Source organism: Salmonella sp. SAL04214, assembly GCF_046550615.1.
GTDB classification, from domain to species: Bacteria; Pseudomonadota; Gammaproteobacteria; order Enterobacterales; family Enterobacteriaceae; genus Salmonella; species Salmonella enterica.
Map to the genome: position 1 here is coordinate 18,932 of NZ_JBGDXT010000001.1, position 18,084 is coordinate 37,015.

Annotated in this window: 13 protein-coding genes; 11 read left to right on the forward strand and 2 right to left on the reverse strand. The window is 54.6% G+C overall.

Annotated elements, in window-relative coordinates; all coding sequences use genetic code 11:
• Positions 1–27: 27 nt before the first annotated feature.
• Positions 28–1,002: an MDR family oxidoreductase gene (locus ACLJQD_RS00100; RefSeq protein ID WP_001148246.1), complete on the reverse strand. Its 975-nt coding sequence runs from the start codon at positions 1,000–1,002 to the stop codon at positions 28–30.
• A 203-nt stretch (positions 1,003–1,205) separates the two neighbouring features.
• On the opposite strand from ACLJQD_RS00100, the gene csrD reads away from it, so the two are divergent.
• From csrD to tldD, 8 genes are all read left to right on the forward strand, one after another.
• Positions 1,206–3,146 (forward strand): RNase E specificity factor CsrD, encoded by a 1,941-nt coding sequence (gene csrD, locus ACLJQD_RS00105; RefSeq protein ID WP_001650833.1) that lies wholly within the window; start codon positions 1,206–1,208, stop codon positions 3,144–3,146.
• Between the two features lie 307 nt (positions 3,147–3,453).
• Positions 3,454–4,497 carry a rod shape-determining protein MreB gene (gene mreB, locus ACLJQD_RS00110; protein WP_000913396.1) on the forward strand — a complete coding sequence of 348 codons (1,044 nt, stop codon included), beginning with the start codon at positions 3,454–3,456 and terminating at the stop codon, positions 4,495–4,497.
• Between the two features lie 64 nt (positions 4,498–4,561).
• Entirely contained in the window at positions 4,562–5,614 is a 1,053-nt protein-coding gene (gene mreC, locus ACLJQD_RS00115; protein ID WP_000802538.1) for a rod shape-determining protein MreC, read from the forward strand.
• A gap of 2 nt (positions 5,615–5,616) precedes the next feature.
• Positions 5,617–6,105, forward strand: a complete 489-nt coding sequence (mreD, locus tag ACLJQD_RS00120; RefSeq protein WP_000179403.1) for a rod shape-determining protein MreD — start codon at positions 5,617–5,619, stop codon at positions 6,103–6,105.
• Between the two features lie 8 nt (positions 6,106–6,113).
• Complete coding sequence (locus tag ACLJQD_RS00125; protein WP_000210306.1) at positions 6,114–6,707, forward strand: Maf family protein; 594 nt, start codon at positions 6,114–6,116, stop codon at positions 6,705–6,707.
• Entirely contained in the window at positions 6,697–8,166 is a 1,470-nt protein-coding gene (gene rng / locus ACLJQD_RS00130) for a ribonuclease G (protein WP_000123188.1), read from the forward strand. The genes ACLJQD_RS00125 and rng overlap by 11 nt, the downstream gene beginning before the upstream one ends.
• Positions 8,167–8,272: 106 nt before the next feature.
• Positions 8,273–12,073 carry an AsmA2 domain-containing protein YhdP gene (gene yhdP / locus ACLJQD_RS00135; RefSeq protein WP_017441460.1) on the forward strand — a complete coding sequence of 1,267 codons (3,801 nt, stop codon included), beginning with the start codon at positions 8,273–8,275 and terminating at the stop codon, positions 12,071–12,073.
• Between the two features lie 144 nt (positions 12,074–12,217).
• The gene (gene tldD, locus ACLJQD_RS00140) at positions 12,218–13,663 is read left to right on the forward strand and encodes a metalloprotease TldD (RefSeq protein WP_000055936.1); all 1,446 of its coding nucleotides are present in this window, start codon (positions 12,218–12,220) and stop codon (positions 13,661–13,663) included.
• A gap of 121 nt (positions 13,664–13,784) precedes the next feature.
• Here the strand turns inward: tldD and aaeR are convergent, their stop codons facing one another.
• Complete coding sequence (gene aaeR, locus ACLJQD_RS00145) at positions 13,785–14,714, reverse strand: HTH-type transcriptional activator AaeR (protein ID WP_000440300.1); 930 nt, start codon at positions 14,712–14,714, stop codon at positions 13,785–13,787.
• Between the two features lie 181 nt (positions 14,715–14,895).
• On the opposite strand from aaeR, the gene aaeX reads away from it, so the two are divergent.
• The 3 genes from aaeX to aaeB are packed head-to-tail and all read left to right on the forward strand — an operon-like array spanning position 14,896 to position 18,012.
• Positions 14,896–15,099, forward strand: coding sequence for a p-hydroxybenzoic acid efflux pump operon protein AaeX (gene aaeX, locus ACLJQD_RS00150; protein WP_000051840.1), 204 nt, complete (start codon positions 14,896–14,898; stop codon positions 15,097–15,099).
• 7 nt (positions 15,100–15,106) lie between these two features.
• On the forward strand, positions 15,107–16,039 hold the full coding sequence (aaeA, locus tag ACLJQD_RS00155; RefSeq protein WP_000855138.1) for a p-hydroxybenzoic acid efflux pump subunit AaeA: 933 nt from the start codon (positions 15,107–15,109) through the stop codon (positions 16,037–16,039).
• A 5-nt stretch (positions 16,040–16,044) separates the two neighbouring features.
• Positions 16,045–18,012: a p-hydroxybenzoic acid efflux pump subunit AaeB gene (gene aaeB, locus ACLJQD_RS00160; protein WP_000510913.1), complete on the forward strand. Its 1,968-nt coding sequence runs from the start codon at positions 16,045–16,047 to the stop codon at positions 18,010–18,012.
• Positions 18,013–18,084 lie beyond the last annotated feature (72 nt).

Here is an 18,084-nt window from a genome sequence, read left to right on the forward strand (position 1 = left end):
TAAGTGTAAATTTTTTTATACGTGACGTTATTTTATCTTCACCAGCGTACGGCCCTGAACCTGATTATTGATGATGGCATCGGCGAACTTCGGCGCATCCGCCAGCGTAATCTCTGTGGCGGCCTGAGCATAGAACGATTCCGGCAGATCCTTAACCAAACGCGCCCAGGCCTCTGCGCGACGTGCCGGTGGGGTCATCACCGAGTCCACCCCTTGCAAACGCACATTACGCAGAATGAATGGCATAACGGTGGTCGGCAGCGCGAAGCCGCCCGCCAGGCCGCAGGCGGCCACGCAACCGCCATAGTTCATCTGTGCCAGCACTTTCGCCAGCACTTTATCGCCAACGGTATCAATTGCACCGGCCCACAGCTGTTTTTCCAACGGGCGAGATTCAGCAAACTCATCGCGGCTGAGAATACGGTTAGCTCCCAGGCTCTTAAGATAGCCGTGGGTGCTTTCACGTCCTGATACTGCTGCAACCTGATAGCCCAGCTTATGCAGTAATGCAACGGCAGTGCTGCCCACGCCGCCGCTGGCACCGGTGACGACAACCTCACCGTCTTGCGGGCGAATACCTGCATCTTCAAGCGCCATGACGCACAGCATGGCGGTAAAACCGGCGGTGCCGATGATCATGGCGTTACGGCTGCTCAGTCCCGCAGGCAGCGCGACCAGCCAGTCGCCTTTAACGCGTGCGCGTTCGGCCAGGCCGCCCCAGTGGTTTTCGCCCACGCCCCAGCCAGTCAGTAGTACTTCCTGGCCTGCATGAAAGCGAGGATCTTCGCTTGCGTGAACGGTGCCAGCGAAATCAATACCAGGAATCATCGGAAAATGACGGATAATTTTCCCTTTTCCGGTGATAGCCAGAGCATCTTTATAATTCAGGCTGGACCAGTGGACATCCACCGTCACATCACCTGCCGGCAGTTGACTCTCTTCGAGATGTTGCACGGATGCGAGGGTTTTACCGTCCTGCTGTTCTAAGATCAACGCCTGCATAACCTGTCCTCACTTTACATGGTAGATTGGAAAAATAGCTACGAAGACTATACTCGCTAATTAAAACGTGATGCCGATGCAACGCAATAAATTGCCAGATAGATCCATTTTGGTAGTATGCCTGCTTCATTGCGCGCCGTGGCGAATTCCGCCTTCAGATTCGCTTTTTCATACTGTTTATAACCGTCGGAGTTAACTCAAGGATGCGATTAACGACGAAATTCTCAGCTTTTATCACGCTGCTCACGGGGTTAACGATCTTCGTGACTCTGATAGGTTGCTCGCTAAGCTTTTATAACGCCGTACAGTATAAGTATGTCAGCCGTGTGCAGGCGACGGCGACAGCCATTGATACGCACCTGGTGACCCATGATATTGTCTCGCTGACGCCGCAAATCGACGAGCTCATGATCGCTTCCGATATTGTGCGTGTCGATCTGTTGCAGGGGGAGCGCAGCGCCTACAGCCATTCTCGCGCCAGAGGTTATCGGCCAGCCGGCACCAGCGACATGTATCGCGAGCTGGTCGTACCGCTGATAAAACATCCAGGAATGTCGCTACGTCTGGTTTACCAGGACCCGATGGGTAACTATTTTCACTCACTGATCACCACGGCGCCGCTGACGCTGGCGATCGGTTTTATCGTTCTGATTTTGTTTTTATCGGTGCGCTGGCTGCAGCGGCAGCTTTCCGGGCAAGAGCTTCTGGAAATTCGCTCAACGCGCATTCTGAACGGCGAACGCGGGGCGAATGTCCGGGGTTCTGTTTACGAATGGCCAGCGCGCACCAGTAGCGCGCTTGATGTATTGCTTTCCGAAATTCAGTTTGCTCACGAACAGCGTAGCCGCCTGGACACCCTCATTCGCTCCTACGCCGCGCAGGACACCAAAACCGGGCTCGGTAACCGTCTGTTTTTTGATAACCAACTGGCGACGCTGCTGGAAGATCAGGAAAAAGTGGGAGTGCATGGCGTGGTGATGATGATCCGCTTGCCAGATTTCAATCTTCTGCGCGACAGCCTGGGAGGCAATCAGGCGGAAGAGCAGATGTTTATGCTTATCAATCTGCTATCGACATTTATTATGCGATACCCAGGCTCGCTGCTGGCGCGTTATCACCGCAGCGACTTTGCCGTGCTGCTACCGCATCGAACGCTGAAAGAAGCGGAAAGTATTGCCGGACAACTTTTAAAAGCTGTCGATGCGCTACCGGCTAACAAAATGCTCGATCGTGACGATATGGTACATATCGGCATTTGCGCCTGGCGCAGCGGACAGTCCACCGAGCAGGTGATGGAACATGCTGAAGCCGCGGCGCGGAATGCCGCCCTGCAGGGGGGAAATAGCTGGGCTATCTACGACGACACTCTGCCGGAAAAAGGGCGCGGCAATGTACGCTGGCGCACATTGATTGAGCAGATGCTGAACCGGGGCGGACCGCGACTTTATCAAAAACCAGCGGTCACGCGAGAAGGTCGTGTGCATCATCGGGAATTGATGTGTCGCATCTATGACGGTAAAGAAGAGGTGAGCTCGGCGGAGTATATGCCGATGGTGTTGCAATTTGGTTTATCGGAAGAGTATGACAGATTACAAATTAGCCGCCTGATTACGTTGCTGGGCTACTGGCCGGATGAAAATCTGGCAATGCAGTTGACGGTTGAGTCGCTGATTCGTCCGCGTTTTCAGCGCTGGTTGCGCGATACGTTAATGCAGTGTGAAAAATCACAGCGAAATCGCATAATTATTGAACTTGCGGAGGCAGATGTTTGTCAACACATCAGCCGGTTACAACCCATCCTTCGCTTAGTCAATGCGCTTGGCGTTCGGGTGGCGGTGACACAGGCGGGTTTGACGCTGGTTAGCACGAGCTGGATTAAAGCGCTCAATGTGGAATTACTCAAGCTGCATCCGAGTCTGGTCAGAAACATTGAGAAGCGAACGGAAAACCAGCTTCTGGTTCAAAGTCTGGTAGAGGCCTGCGCGGGTACGCCTACGCAGGTTTACGCGACGGGCGTCCGTTCGCGCGGCGAGTGGCAGACGCTGACAAAACGCGGCGTGGCTGGCGGGCAGGGTGATTTTTTTGCCTCCTCCCAACTACTTGACACAAACGTGAAAAAATATTCGCAAAGATACTCGGTTTAACCTGCCGTTTAATTTGTTTTCACGTAGAATAACGCGCGCTGCGCCTCATGGGGGTGTGCTTGTCTGCTCGCCAGATTGTTGCAGCAAATATGCAGGTGAATGACCTTTGACAGGTTGCAAACGAAGGCGAGGATTGCTGCTGATTTTTTCAGCCCTGAGGGACTCAGGCCGAGATTTGTAACAAAGGAAACGAACTGCACTAATTTTCACCGTAGCAGATGATTTTTGCGCCTTGTCGCTGCTGCGTGTGGTTGGTAAAGTAAGCGGATTTTGTTTTCCGCCCCAGCTTTCAGGATTATCCCTTAGTATGTTGAAAAAATTTCGTGGCATGTTTTCCAATGACCTGTCCATTGACCTGGGTACCGCGAATACCCTCATTTATGTAAAAGGACAAGGCATCGTATTGAATGAGCCTTCCGTTGTGGCCATTCGTCAGGATCGTGCCGGTTCGCCGAAAAGCGTGGCTGCAGTCGGTCATGATGCGAAGCAGATGCTGGGCCGTACGCCGGGCAATATCGCTGCGATCCGTCCGATGAAAGACGGCGTTATCGCTGACTTCTTTGTGACCGAAAAAATGCTCCAGCACTTTATTAAACAAGTGCACAGCAACAGCTTTATGCGCCCAAGCCCGCGCGTACTGGTATGCGTGCCGGTCGGCGCGACGCAGGTAGAACGCCGCGCGATTCGTGAATCCGCTCAGGGCGCAGGTGCCCGTGAAGTCTTTTTGATCGAAGAGCCGATGGCGGCCGCGATCGGCGCAGGTCTGCCAGTTTCTGAAGCAACCGGTTCAATGGTTGTGGATATCGGTGGTGGTACCACTGAAGTTGCCGTTATCTCCCTGAACGGCGTGGTTTACTCTTCTTCTGTCCGTATTGGTGGTGACCGCTTCGACGAAGCCATCATTAATTACGTTCGCCGTAACTACGGTTCTCTGATTGGTGAAGCCACCGCAGAACGTATTAAACACGAAATCGGTTCCGCTTATCCGGGCGACGAAGTCCGCGAGATCGAAGTGCGTGGCCGTAACCTGGCGGAAGGCGTTCCACGCGGCTTTACCCTGAACTCAAACGAGATTCTGGAAGCGTTGCAGGAACCGTTGACCGGTATCGTCAGCGCGGTAATGGTGGCGCTGGAACAGTGTCCGCCGGAGCTGGCGTCAGACATCTCCGAGCGTGGTATGGTGCTCACCGGCGGCGGCGCGCTGCTGCGTAACCTTGACCGTCTGTTAATGGAAGAGACGGGCATTCCTGTCGTGGTTGCTGAAGATCCGCTGACCTGTGTGGCGCGCGGCGGCGGCAAGGCGCTGGAAATGATCGATATGCACGGCGGCGACCTGTTCAGCGAAGAGTAGTTGGATACGGGCAGGATTATCCCTGGATTGTCCTGCCTCTCCGACGCGAGAATACGCATAGCCTATGAAGCCAATTTTTAGCCGTGGCCCGTCGCTACAGATTCGCCTTATTCTGGCGGTGCTGGTGGCGCTCGGCGTTATCATTGCCGACAGCCGCCTGGGGACGTTCAGTCAAATCCGAACGTACATGGACACTGCCGTCAGTCCTTTCTATTTTATTTCAAACGGCCCTCGTGAACTGCTCGACAGCGTGTCGCAAACGCTGGCTTCTCGCGACCAGCTTGAGCTGGAAAACCGGGCGCTGCGCCAGGAATTACTGTTAAAAAACAGCGACCTGCTGATGCTGGGGCAGTACAAACAGGAGAACGCGCGGTTGCGCGAGCTGCTGGGGTCTCCGCTGCGTCAGGACGAGCAGAAAATGGTGACGCAGGTTATTTCAACGGTTAATGATCCTTACAGCGATCAGGTCGTTATCGATAAAGGCAGCGTTAATGGCGTATATGAAGGTCAACCGGTCATTAGCGACAAAGGCGTCGTAGGGCAGGTTGTCGCCGTGGCGAAACTGACCAGCCGCGTATTGCTGATTTGCGATGCGACTCATGCGCTGCCGATTCAGGTACTGCGCAATGACATCCGCGTGATTGCCGCCGGTAACGGCTGTACTGACGATCTTCAGCTTGAACATCTGCCCGCCAATACCGATATTCGCGTTGGCGATGTGCTGGTAACGTCCGGACTTGGTGGGCGTTTCCCGGAAGGGTATCCGGTGGCGGTGGTCTCCTCCGTCAAGCTGGACACTCAGCGCGCCTATACCGTCATTCAGGCACGTCCAACCGCGGGTTTGCAGCGTTTACGCTATCTGCTGCTGTTGTGGGGAGCCGATCGTAACGGCGCCAATCCGATGACGCCGGAAGAGGTTCACCGCGTCGCCAATGAGCGCCTGATGCAGATGATGCCGCAGGTGTTGCCTTCTCCGGATGCGATGGGGCCGCCGGCGCCAGTGCCGGACCCGGCGACGGGGATTACTCAGCCATCTGCGGGCCAGACTGCGCCGGTATCAACGCAACCATCGCCTTCGGGCGCGACCACGCCGCCTGCGCGTGCGCCGGGAGGGTAATGGTGGCGAGCTATCGTAGCCAGGGGCGCTGGGTTATCTGGCTCTCGTTTCTTATTGCGCTGTTGCTGCAAATCATGCCCTGGCCGGACGACATCATTGTTTTCCGGCCAAACTGGGTTTTGCTCATCTTACTGTACTGGATTCTGGCCCTGCCGCACCGCGTAAATGTGGGGACGGGATTTGTGATGGGTGCCATACTTGATCTCATCAGCGGTTCCACACTTGGCGTGCGCGCTCTGTCGATGAGTATTGTCGCCTATCTGGTGGCTCTGAAATTCCAGCTCTTCCGTAACCTGGCGCTCTGGCAGCAGGCGCTGGTGGTAATGTTGCTTTCACTGGCCGTGGACATTATTGTTTTCTGGGCCGAGTTTTTAGTGATCAACGTCTCTTTCAGACCGGAAGTGTTCTGGAGTAGTGTAGTCAATGGGGTGCTGTGGCCCTGGCTCTTTTTGCTGATGCGTAAAGTACGCCAGCAGTTTGCGGTGCAATAAAGGTCGATATGACAACTCTGTATCTTGCTTCCGGTTCCCCGCGTCGCCAGGAATTATTGACTCAACTTGGATTTTCATTCGAGCAGGTCGTGCCTGGTATTGAAGAGCAACGGCGTGCTCAGGAAAGCGCGCAGCAGTATGTTGTTCGGCTGGCGCGCGAAAAGGCGCAGGCTGGCGTGGCGCTGGTTCCCCGTGATCTGCCGGTGTTGGGCGCGGATACGATAGTCGTGTTAAACGGCGAGGTGCTGGAAAAGCCGCGCGACGCCGCTCATGCCGCAGAAATGCTGCGTTTGCTTTCCGGAAATACGCATCAGGTGATGACTGCTGTTGCGCTTGCGGACTCGCAGCAGACGCTGGATTGTCTGGTGGTAACGGAGGTGACTTTCCGCACGCTTTCTGCGCAGGATATTACTGGCTATGTCGCCAGCGGCGAGCCTTTAGATAAAGCAGGTGCATACGGTATTCAGGGGCGGGGTGGCTGTTTTGTCAGGAAGATAAATGGCAGCTATCACGCCGTGGTCGGCTTACCGCTGGTTGAAACGTATGAGTTGTTGAGTCATTTTAACGCACTGCGTGATAAAAGGGATAAACATGACGGCTGAATTGTTGGTAAACGTAACGCCATCGGAAACGCGCGTGGCGTACATTGATGGCGGTATTCTTCAGGAAATCCATATTGAGCGCGAAGCGCGACGCGGAATCGTAGGCAATATCTACAAAGGTCGTGTAAGTCGTGTACTTCCAGGTATGCAGGCGGCTTTTGTAGATATTGGGCTGGATAAAGCCGCATTTCTTCATGCTTCCGACATTATGCCGCATACCGAATGCGTGGCGGGCGACGAGCAAAAACAGTTTACCGTGCGCGATATCTCCGAACTGGTGCGTCAGGGACAGGATCTGATGGTGCAGGTAGTGAAAGATCCGCTCGGCACGAAAGGCGCGCGTTTGACCACGGACATCACGTTGCCCTCCCGTTACCTTGTTTTTATGCCCGGCGCGTCACACGTTGGCGTTTCCCAGCGCATCGAAAGCGAAAGTGAACGCGAGCGCCTGAAAAAGGTGGTGGCGGAATACTGCGACGAACAGGGCGGGTTTATTATTCGTACCGCGGCGGAAGGCGTTTGTGAAGAGGATCTCGCGTCTGACGCCGCCTATCTCAAGCGCGTCTGGACGAAAGTCATGGAGCGCAAAAAGCGTCCGCAAACGCGCTACCAGATGTATGGCGAACTGGCGCTGGCGCAGCGCGTGCTGCGCGATTTCGCCGATGCGCAGTTGGACCGAATTCGCGTTGACTCACGTCTGACCTATGAGTCGCTGCTGGAGTTTACCGCAGAATACATCCCGGAAATGACCAGTAAGCTGGAGCATTACAGTGGCCATCAGCCGATCTTCGATCTTTATGACGTGGAAAATGAGATCCAGCGCGCGCTGGAGCGTAAGGTTGAACTCAAGTCCGGCGGTTATCTGATTATCGACCAAACCGAAGCGATGACGACGGTAGATATCAATACCGGCGCGTTTGTCGGACACCGTAATCTCGACGACACCATTTTTAATACCAATATTGAAGCGACTCAGGCCATTGCCCGCCAGCTACGCCTGCGTAATCTGGGCGGCATTATCATTATCGATTTTATCGACATGAATAATGAAGATCATCGCCGCCGGGTGCTGCATTCGCTGGAACAGGCGTTAAGTAAGGATCGCGTGAAAACCAGTATTAACGGTTTTTCGCCGCTGGGACTGGTGGAAATGACCCGTAAACGGACTCGTGAAAGCGTGGAACATGTGCTTTGTAACGAATGTCCAACTTGTCATGGCCGCGGGACGGTAAAAACGGTGGAAACCGTCTGCTATGAGATCATGCGTGAAATTGTACGTGTTCATCACGCTTATGACTCCGATCGCTTCCTGGTTTATGCTTCTCCTGCGGTGGCGGAAGCGCTGAAAGGCGAAGAATCACACGCGCTGGCGGAAGTCGAAATCTTTGTCGGCAAACAGGTTAAAGTTCAGGTCGAACCGCTTTATAACCAGGAGCAGTTTGACGTCGTAATGATGTAAAAGACCGCGACCCGTACGAGCATTTGCAGGCCGGATAAGGCGTTCACGCCGCCGTCCGGCAAAGCAAGGTTGTGAGTCGTATTTTTTGGCAGACAAGGAGAGACGCGTGAGGCGATTGCCGGGGATTTTATTGCTCACTGGAGCCGCGCTCATCGTCATTGCAGCGCTGCTGGTTAGCGGGCTGCGCCTGGCGTTGCCTCATCTTGACGCCTGGCGTCCAGCTATCCTGAATAAGATTGAGTCTGTGACCGGCGTGCCGGTGGCCGCCAGCCAACTCTCCGCAAGCTGGCAAAATTTTGGCCCTACGCTGGAAGCGCATAATATTCATGCCGCCCTGAAAGATGGCGGCGAACTGTCGATAAAACGCGTTACGCTGGCGCTGGACGTCTGGCAAAGCCTGTTGCATATGCGCTGGCAGTTTCGCGACCTGACCTTCTGGCAACTCAATTTCCGCACCAACACGCCTCTTCAAAGCAGCGACGGCGAAGGCATCGAAACCAGCCGTTTAAGCGATCTTTTCCTGCGGCAGTTCGATCATTTCGATCTGCGCGATAGCCAAATCAGTTTTCTGACGCTTTCCGGACAACGCGCGGAGCTGGCGATCCCACAGCTTACCTGGCTAAACGGCAAAGAGCGACACCGCGCCGAAGGCGAGGTCAGCCTCTCCAGCCTGACCGGGCAGCACGGCGTGATGCAGGTGCGGATGGATTTACGCGATGACGACGGTTTGCTGAATAACGGCAGAGTCTGGTTACAGGCCGACGATATTGACGTCAAGCCGTGGCTGGGCAAATGGATGCAGGATAATGTGGCGCTCCAGACGGCGCGTTTCAGTCTGGAAGGCTGGATGACGCTCAGTAAAGGCGAAATCGCCGGAGGAGACGTCTGGCTGAAACAGGGCGGCGCAAGCTGGCTGGGCGATAACACGACGCACACGCTGTCTGTCGATAACCTGACGGCGCAGATTAGCCGTGAGCAGCCGGGCTGGCAGTTTTATATTCCGGACACACGGATTACGCTTGATGGTAAATCCTGGCCGAGCGGAGCCTTAACAGTGGCCTGGCTCCCGCAGCAGGACGTCGGCGGCGAGAATCACACACGTAGCGATGAGCTACGCATTCGCGCCAGTAACCTTGAACTGGCGGGGCTGGAAGCATTACGTCCGCTGGCGGCTAAACTGTCGCCTGTGCTGGGCGAAATATGGCAGGCTACGCAGCCGAGCGGAAAGATCGCCACACTGGCGCTGGATATTCCGCTACAGGCGACCGAAAAAACGCGTTTTCAGGCATCGTGGGAAAATCTTGCCTGGAAACAGTGGAAGCTGTTGCCCGGCGCGGAACATTTTTCCGGTACGCTGGCGGGAAGCGTAGAAGACGGGCAGATGAAGGTTGCGATGCAGCAGGCTAAAATGCCCTATGAAACCGTTTTTCGCGCGCCGCTGGAAATTGAAAACGGCGTCGCGACGCTTAGCTGGTTGAAGAATGAGAACGGCTTTCAGCTTGATGGCCGCGACATTGACGTCAAAGCAAAGGCGGTACATGCGCGCGGCGGGTTCCGCTATCTGCAACCGACGGGCGACGAACCGTGGCTGGGCATTCTGGCCGGAATCAGTACCGACGATGGATCTCAGGCGTGGCGCTATTTTCCGGAAAACCTGATGGGCAAAGCGCTGGTCGATTACCTTAGCGGCGCGATTCAGGGCGGCGAGGCGGATAACGCCACGTTGGTTTACGGTGGTAACCCGCACCTCTTTCCCTATAAGCATAACGAAGGTCAGTTTGAAGTGCTGGTGCCGCTGCGCAATGCGACGTTTGCTTTTCAACCCGACTGGCCGGCGCTAAAAAATCTCAACATTGAACTGGATTTCCTGAACGACGGCCTGTGGATGCGTTCGGATAGCGTCGATTTGGGCGGGGTGAAGGCCAGCAAACTCGTGGCGGCAATTCCGGATTATTCCAAAGAGAAACTGCTCATTGATGCCGATATTAACGGGCCGGGAAAAGCCGTTGGGCCTTATTTTGACGAGACGCCGCTAAAAGACTCGCTTGGCTCGACGCTGGCGGAGCTCCAATTAGATGGCGATGTGAATGCTCGCTTACATCTTGATATTCCGCTGGATGGCGAACAGGTTACCGCCGAGGGCGATGTCTCGTTGCGTAATAACAGTCTGTTTATTAAGCCGCTAAACAGCACGCTCAAAAATCTGAACGGTAAATTCAGCTTTGTGAATGGCGCGCTAAAAAGCGGGCCGCTGACGGCAAACTGGTTTAATCAGCCGCTTAACCTGGATTTCAGTACGACGGAAGGGGCAAAAGCCTATCAGGTCGCCGTCAACCTGAACGGTAACTGGCAACCAACGCGTATGGGCGTCTTACCGCCGCAACTGAATGACGCCCTGAGCGGCAGCGTGACGTGGAATGGTAAAGTCGGCATCGATCTTCCGTATCACGCTGACACCACTTATCACATCGAGCTGAACGGCGATCTGAGAAATGTGAGCAGTCACTTACCTTCTCCGCTAAATAAACCCGCAGGCGAAGCCATTCCGGTGAACATTCAGGCTGACGGCAACCTGAAAAGTTTTGCGCTAACGGGGAGCGCAGGGAGTAAAAATCACTTTAACAGCCGCTGGTTATTAAATCAGAAGCTGACGTTGGATCGGGCTATCTGGACGACGGACAGCCGGACGATTCCGCCATTACCTGCTCAACAAGGCGTTGAGCTCAATCTGCCGGCGCTGGATGGCGCGCAGTGGCTGGCGTTATTCCAGAAAGGCGCGGCGGATAACGTGAGTAGTTCGGCCGAGTTTCCTCAACGCGTCACGTTGCGTACTCCCGCGCTATCGCTGGGCGGCCAGCAGTGGAACAATTTGAGCGTTGTTTCAGCCCCCTCGCTGAACGGAACAAAAATTGAAGCGCAGGGCCGTGAGGTGAACGCCACGCTGCTCATGCGCAACCATGCGCCGTGGCTGGCGAACATTAAGTACCTGTACTACAACCCTGGCGTCGCAAAAACGCACGCCTCGTCACCAACACCGACATCGCCGTTGGCTTCGGCGAACACGATTAGCTTCCGTGGCTGGCCGGACTTACAGCTTCGCTGCGAAGAGTGCTGGCTATGGGGGCAAAAATATGGGCGTATTGATGGCGATTTCGCCATCAAAGGCAATACGCTGACTCTGGCGAATGGCCTGATCGATACCGGATTCGCCCGTTTGAAAGCGAACGGCGAGTGGGTGAATGCGCCGGGTAATGAACGAACCTCGCTGAAAGGTAGTCTGCATGGTAGTAACCTCGACACGGCAGCCGGGTTCTTCGGTATCTCGACGCCAATCCAGAACGCGTCTTTTAACGTAGATTACGATCTGCACTGGCGAAACCCGCCCTGGCAACCTGAGGAAGCCACGCTCAACGGGATTTTACGTACGCGTCTGGGTAAAGGCGAGTTTACTGATCTCAGTAGCGGTCATGCCGGACAGCTACTGCGGCTGCTCAGTTTTGATGCGTTGCTGCGTAAGCTGCGGTTTGACTTCAGAGATACCTTTAGCGAAGGTTTCTATTTCGACTCTATTCATAGTACCGCGTGGATTAAAGATGGCGTCCTGCATACTGACGATACGCTGGTGGATGGGCTGGAAGCGGATATTGCAATGAAAGGTTCTGTTGATCTGGTGCGTCGTCGTCTTGATATGGAGGCCGTTGTCGCGCCGGAAATTTCCGCCACCGTAGGCGTCGCCGCCGCGTTTGCCGTTAACCCGATTGTCGGCGCGGCGGTATTTGCCGCCAGTAAAGTGTTGGGGCCGCTATGGAGCAAGGTCTCCATTCTGCGTTATCGCATTACCGGTCCGGTCGATGCGCCGCAGATCAACGAAGTTCTGCGCCAACCGATAAAAGAAAGCCAGCAATGATTTGACGGGGGCGAGGAATTGCCCCACTCTCAGTAAATAGTCATGCCGGACGGCGCTGCGTTTATCCGGTTTGTACAATCTAACAACGTAGTCCGGATAAGGCGTGAACCGCCATCCGGCAGAAATCAACGAGTAGCAAAAACGATGAGTCTGAACCTGGTAAGTGAACAATTGCTAGCGGCGAATGGCCTGAACCATCAGGATCTGTTCGCTATTTTGGGCCAACTGGCCGAACGCCGTCTTGATTATGGCGACCTCTATTTTCAGTCGAGCTATCACGAATCCTGGGTTTTAGAAGACCGCATCATTAAAGATGGTTCATATAATATCGACCAGGGCGTTGGCGTTCGCGCCATTAGCGGCGAAAAAACCGGTTTTGCTTATGCTGACCAGATAAGCCTCCTGGCGCTGGAGCAGAGTGCGCAGGCAGCGCGAACCATTGTACGCGAGAACGGCGAAGGCAAGGTAAAAACGCTCGCCGCCGTAGCGCATCAGCCGCTCTACACCACCCTTGATCCGCTGCAAAGTATGAGCCGCGAAGAGAAGCTGGATATCCTCAGACGCGTTGATAAAGCGGCGCGAGAAGCCGATAAACGCGTGCAGGAAGTTAACGCCAGCCTGACCGGCGTATATGAATTAATCCTCGTGGCGGCGACCGACGGGACGCTGGCGGCGGATGTCCGTCCACTGGTGCGGTTGTCCGTTAGCGTGCAGGTGGAAGAAGACGGTAAACGCGAGCGCGGCGCCAGCGGCGGCGGCGGTCGCTTTGGTTATGAGTATTTTCTTGCCGATCTCGACGGCGAGGTTCGCGCCGACGCGTGGGCGAAAGAAGCGGTACGCATGGCGCTGGTTAATCTCTCTGCGGTCGCTGCGCCAGCGGGGACGTTACCGGTGGTTCTGGGCGCCGGGTGGCCGGGCGTATTGCTGCACGAAGCGGTCGGTCACGGGCTGGAAGGTGATTTTAACCGTCGTGGGACGTCTGTGTTTAGCGGTCAGATCGGCGAGCAGGTTGCCTCCGCGCTTTGCACCGTAGTGGACGACGGCACAATGATGAACCGTCGCGGCTCCGTTGCTATCGATGATGAAGGTACGCCAGGCCAGTACAACGTATTGATTGAAAATGGCGTGCTGAAAGGATACATGCAGGACAAGCTGAACGCGCGCCTGATGGGCGCTGCGCCGACCGGTAACGGGCGTCGCGAATCTTACGCGCATCTGCCAATGCCGCGTATGACGAATACCTATATGTTGGCGGGGCAGTCAACGCCGCAGGAAATTATCGAATCCGTTGAATACGGCATCTATGCGCCTAACTTTGGCGGCGGTCAGGTGGATATCACCTCCGGCAAGTTTGTGTTCTCTACCTCGGAAGCGTATCTGATTGAAAACGGCAAAGTCACGACGCCGGTGAAGGGCGCGACGTTGATTGGATCAGGCATTGAAACGATGCAACAGATCTCCATGGTCGGCAACGACCTTAAGCTGGATAACGGGGTGGGGGTCTGCGGTAAAGAGGGTCAAAGTCTGCCGGTAGGCGTAGGCCAGCCGACGCTGAAAGTCGATAACCTGACGGTTGGCGGCACCGCATAACTGTCCGCCTTATCAGGCCTGTGGTGTGTGCCGCCCAGGCCTGATAAGCGCAGCGCCATCAGGCAATGTCAGCCTCGGGTGGCATCTGGCTACAATCGTCTTCAGCAATTACCCGGTGTTTTTATTTTTCTTTCCCTCGCCCGTGCATCCCCTGAAACAGGTGTGCGACATCGACAAAATAGTCAGTTAACGCGTTAATCACTACCTGCACTTTAAGCGGCAGCTTATCTTTTTCGGTGTACAGCGCGTACACCGGACGGGGATCGGACTGATAGCGAGGCAGCAGGATCTCCAGATCGCCACGATTGATCTCATCGATCACCCACATCAGCGGCACATAGGCGATTCCGGTTCCGGCGGTCAGCCAGCGTACCAGCGTCATCGGATCGTTAGTGACGAACCGCCCCTGTGGAATCAGTCGGGTAGAAATTCCTTCCGGCGCGATAAGTTCAAACTCATTATCCGGGCGCACGCTATATTCCAGCCAGGAATGGCTACTGAGATCGGCGGGTTTTTCCGGGACGCCGTACTGAGCGAGGTAGGGCTTGGCGGCGCACACAACCATCGGCATCGCGCCGAGTCGACGGGAAAACAGGCTGGAGTCTTGCAGCGCGCCCACGCGGATCACCACGTCCAGCCCGTCGGCAATTAAATCCGGGGCCGGAATTCCTGTCACCAGATTGACCGCCAGACCGGGATACTCTTTTAATAATTTTGCGGTAAGCCCGGCCAGCACATTTTGCGCCATGGTTGAAGAACAGCCGATACGCAATGTACCGATAGGCGTGTTATTAAAAGCGTAAAGCTGCTCGTGAACATCCTGCACTTCATGCAGCATACGACGACAGCCCTGATAATAGATTTTTCCAGCTTCGGTGAGCCCAATGCTGCGTGTGCTGCGGTTGAGCAATTTAACCTGAAGCTCATCTTCCAGTTTCGCCACAGTCTGGCTGATGGACGATACGCTCATTTGCAGCTGTCTGGCTGCGGCGGTAAAAGAGCCAAACTCGACAACTTTGGCGAATACCGACATTCGTTTTAATCGTTCCATTATTCACTCTGGCTTAAAAGTGATTTAGATCACATAATATAGATAACAGCATAACAATTACGTTAATATACTATTATTCGAATAAGAGCTATGTCGCTCTCGCCTGGCGTCTCTTGCCCTTCTCTGCGGCGATGTAGCTTAACAATCTATCGCCTGCTCTCTCTCAGAAATCAAGGTCAACATGAGTCTGTTTCCCGTTATCGTGGTGTTTGGTCTTTCCTTCCCACCGATATTTTTCGAATTGCTTTTGTCACTGGCTATTTTTTGGCTGGTGCGTCGGATGCTTGTGCCGACGGGTATCTATGATTTTGTCTGGCATCCGGCTCTGTTCAATACCGCGCTGTATTGTTGTCTGTTTTATTTAATATCGCGCCTGTTCGTTTGAGGTTGAAGTGAAAACACTAACAAGAAAACTCTCCCGTACGGCCATTACCCTCGTACTGGTTATTCTGGCCTTTATCGCCATTTTCCGCGCCTGGGTGTATTACACCGAATCTCCCTGGACGCGCGACGCGCGTTTTAGCGCCGATGTCGTCGCTATTGCCCCGGATGTCGCGGGCCTGATTACCCATGTAAACGTGCATGATAACCAACTGGTGAAAAAGGATCAGGTCCTGTTTACCATCGATCAGCCACGCTATCAAAAAGCGCTGGCGGAAGCGGAAGCTGATGTAGCCTATTATCAGGTCCTGGCGCAGGAAAAACGCCAGGAAGCCAGTCGCCGTAATCGCCTCGGCGTACAGGCGATGTCCCGGGAAGAGATCGATCAGGCGAACAATGTCTTGCAGACTGTACTGCATCAACTGGCTAAAGCCCAGGCGACGCGCGATCTGGCTAAACTCGATCTGGAGCGCACCGTCATTCGCGCGCCTGCTGACGGCTGGGTGACTAACCTTAATGTTTATGCCGGTGAATTTATTACCCGCGGTTCCACGGCCGTTGCCCTGGTGAAAAAGAACTCTTTTTACGTGCAGGCCTATATGGAAGAGACCAAGCTGGAAGGCGTGCGTCCGGGATATCGTGCCGAAATCACGCCGCTTGGCAGCAACCGGGTATTAAAAGGTACTGTCGATAGCGTGGCGGCAGGGGTAACGAATGCCAGCAGTACCAGCGATGCGAAAGGGATGGCGACGATAGACTCTAACCTCGAATGGGTGCGTCTGGCCCAGCGTGTCCCGGTGCGTATCCGGCTCGACGAGCAGCAGGGGAATTTGTGGCCTGCCGGTACGACGGCAACCGTCGTGATCACCGGTAAGCAGGATCGTGACGCAAGCCAGGACTCCTTCTTCCGTAAACTGGCGCACCGGCTGCGCGAATTCGGTTAATCGTCATGGGCATTTTCTCCATTGCCAACCAGCACATTCGTTTTGCGGTAAAGCTGGCGTGCGCCATTGTGCTAGCATTATTTATCGGCTTCCATTTTCAACTGGAGACGCCGCGTTGGGCGGTGCTGACCGCCGCGATCGTGGCGGCAGGCCCGGCATTTGCCGCCGGCGGGGAACCCTATTCCGGCGCTATCCGTTATCGCGGAATGTTGCGTATTATCGGGACGTTTATTGGCTGTATCGCCGCGCTTATCATTATTATCTCTATGATCCGCGCGCCGCTATTGATGATTCTGGTGTGCTGTGTCTGGGCCGGTTTTTGTACCTGGATCTCCTCTTTAGTACGGATCGAAAACTCTTATGCGTGGGGACTGTCAGGTTATACTGCGCTGATCATTGTGATTACCATTCAGACGGAGCCGCTGCTCACGCCGCAATTTGCGCTTGAGCGCTGTAGCGAAATCGTTATCGGCATTGGCTGTGCTATTTTAGCGGATCTGCTTTTCTCGCCGCGATCGATAAAGCAGGAGGTTGATCGCGAACTGGACAGTTTACTGGTAGCGCAATATCAGCTAATGCAACTTTGTATTAAGCATGGCGACAGCGAAGAAGTCGACAACGCCTGGGGCGATCTGGTGCGACGCACGGCGGCGCTGGAGGGGATGCGAAGTAATCTGAATATGGAATCTTCGCGCTGGGTACGCGCTAACCGCCGCCTGAAAGCGTTGAATACGCTTTCGCTCACGCTGATTACGCAATCCTGTGAAACTTATCTTATTCAAAACACGCGGCCGGAACTGATTACCGATACATTCCGGGAACTGTTCGAGACGCCGGTTGAAACGGTACAGGACGTCCACAGGCAGTTAAAACGGATGCGGCGTGTTATTGTCTGGACCGGCGAGCGCGAAACGCCCGTCACGCTTTATAGTTGGGTAGGCGCTGCGACGCGCTATCTGCTGCTTAAACGCGGCGTGATCAGCAACACCAAAATCAGCGCGACGGAAGAAGAGATCCTGCAAGGCGAGCCCGTAGTTAAAGTGGAATCCGCTGAACGCCACCATGCGATGGTGAACTTCTGGCGCACCACGCTTTCCTGCATTCTGGGGACATTATTCTGGCTATGGACCGGCTGGACATCGGGTAATGGCGCGATGGTGATGATTGCCGTGGTGACCTCGCTGGCGATGCGTTTACCCAATCCGCGCATGGTCTGCATTGATTTTATTTATGGCACTCTGGCGGCGTTGCCGCTGGGATTGCTCTATTTCCTGGTGATTATTCCCAATACGCAGCAAAGTATGCTGTTGTTATGTTTGAGCCTGGCGGTATTGGGGTTCTTTATCGGCATTGAGGTCCAGAAACGACGTCTGGGGTCGATGGGGGCGCTGGCCAGTACGATTAACATTATTGTGTTGGATAATCCGATGACGTTCCATTTCAGCCAGTTCCTCGACAGCGCGTTGGGGCAAATTGTCGGCTGTATGCTGGCGTTTATCGTCATCCTGCTGGTGCGTGATAAATCCAAAGATCGAACCGGTCGCGTGCTGCTTAATCAGTTTGTTTCCGCTGCGGTCTCGGCAATGACGACTAACGTGGTACGTCGTAAAGAAAACCGTCTGCCTGCGTTATATCAGCAACTCTTTTTGCTGATGAATAAATTCCCTGGCGATTTGCCGAAGTTTCGCCTGGCGCTAACGATGATCATTGCTCATCAACGTCTGCGCGACGCGCCGATACCGGTTAATGAAGACCTGTCAGTGTTCCACCGCCAGCTTCGTCGTACCGCAGACCATGTTATTTCCGCCGGAAGCGATGATAAACGGCGACGCTACTTTGGTCAGTTGCTGGATGAGCTGGATATCTATCAGGAGAAATTACGTATCTGGGAGGCGCCGCCGCAGGTGACGGAACCGGTTAAACGCCTGACGGGCATGTTACATAAATACCAGAACGCGCTTACCGATAGCTAACCCACAAGAACCGATGCCAAAAGCGTCGGTTTTTTTATGACTATACTTATTTAAGATACAAAAACAGCGCAA

Excerpts from the sequence above, each read along its gene's own strand:
- mreC (WP_000802538.1), top strand. The coding sequence starts at position 4,562 with ATGAAGCCAATTTTTAGCCGTGGCCCGTCGCTACAGATTCGCCTTATT.
- rng (WP_000123188.1), top strand. The coding sequence starts at position 6,697 with ATGACGGCTGAATTGTTGGTAAACGTAACGCCATCGGAAACGCGCGTG.
- ACLJQD_RS00100 (WP_001148246.1), bottom strand. The coding sequence starts at position 1,002 with ATGCAGGCGTTGATCTTAGAACAGCAGGACGGTAAAACCCTCGCATCC.
- aaeX (WP_000051840.1), top strand. The coding sequence starts at position 14,896 with ATGAGTCTGTTTCCCGTTATCGTGGTGTTTGGTCTTTCCTTCCCACCG.
- tldD (WP_000055936.1), top strand. The coding sequence starts at position 12,218 with ATGAGTCTGAACCTGGTAAGTGAACAATTGCTAGCGGCGAATGGCCTG.
- ACLJQD_RS00125 (WP_000210306.1), top strand. The coding sequence starts at position 6,114 with ATGACAACTCTGTATCTTGCTTCCGGTTCCCCGCGTCGCCAGGAATTA.
- aaeB (WP_000510913.1), top strand. The coding sequence starts at position 16,045 with ATGGGCATTTTCTCCATTGCCAACCAGCACATTCGTTTTGCGGTAAAG.
- aaeR (WP_000440300.1), bottom strand. The coding sequence starts at position 14,714 with ATGGAACGATTAAAACGAATGTCGGTATTCGCCAAAGTTGTCGAGTTT.
- mreB (WP_000913396.1), top strand. The coding sequence starts at position 3,454 with ATGTTGAAAAAATTTCGTGGCATGTTTTCCAATGACCTGTCCATTGAC.
- csrD (WP_001650833.1), top strand. The coding sequence starts at position 1,206 with ATGCGATTAACGACGAAATTCTCAGCTTTTATCACGCTGCTCACGGGG.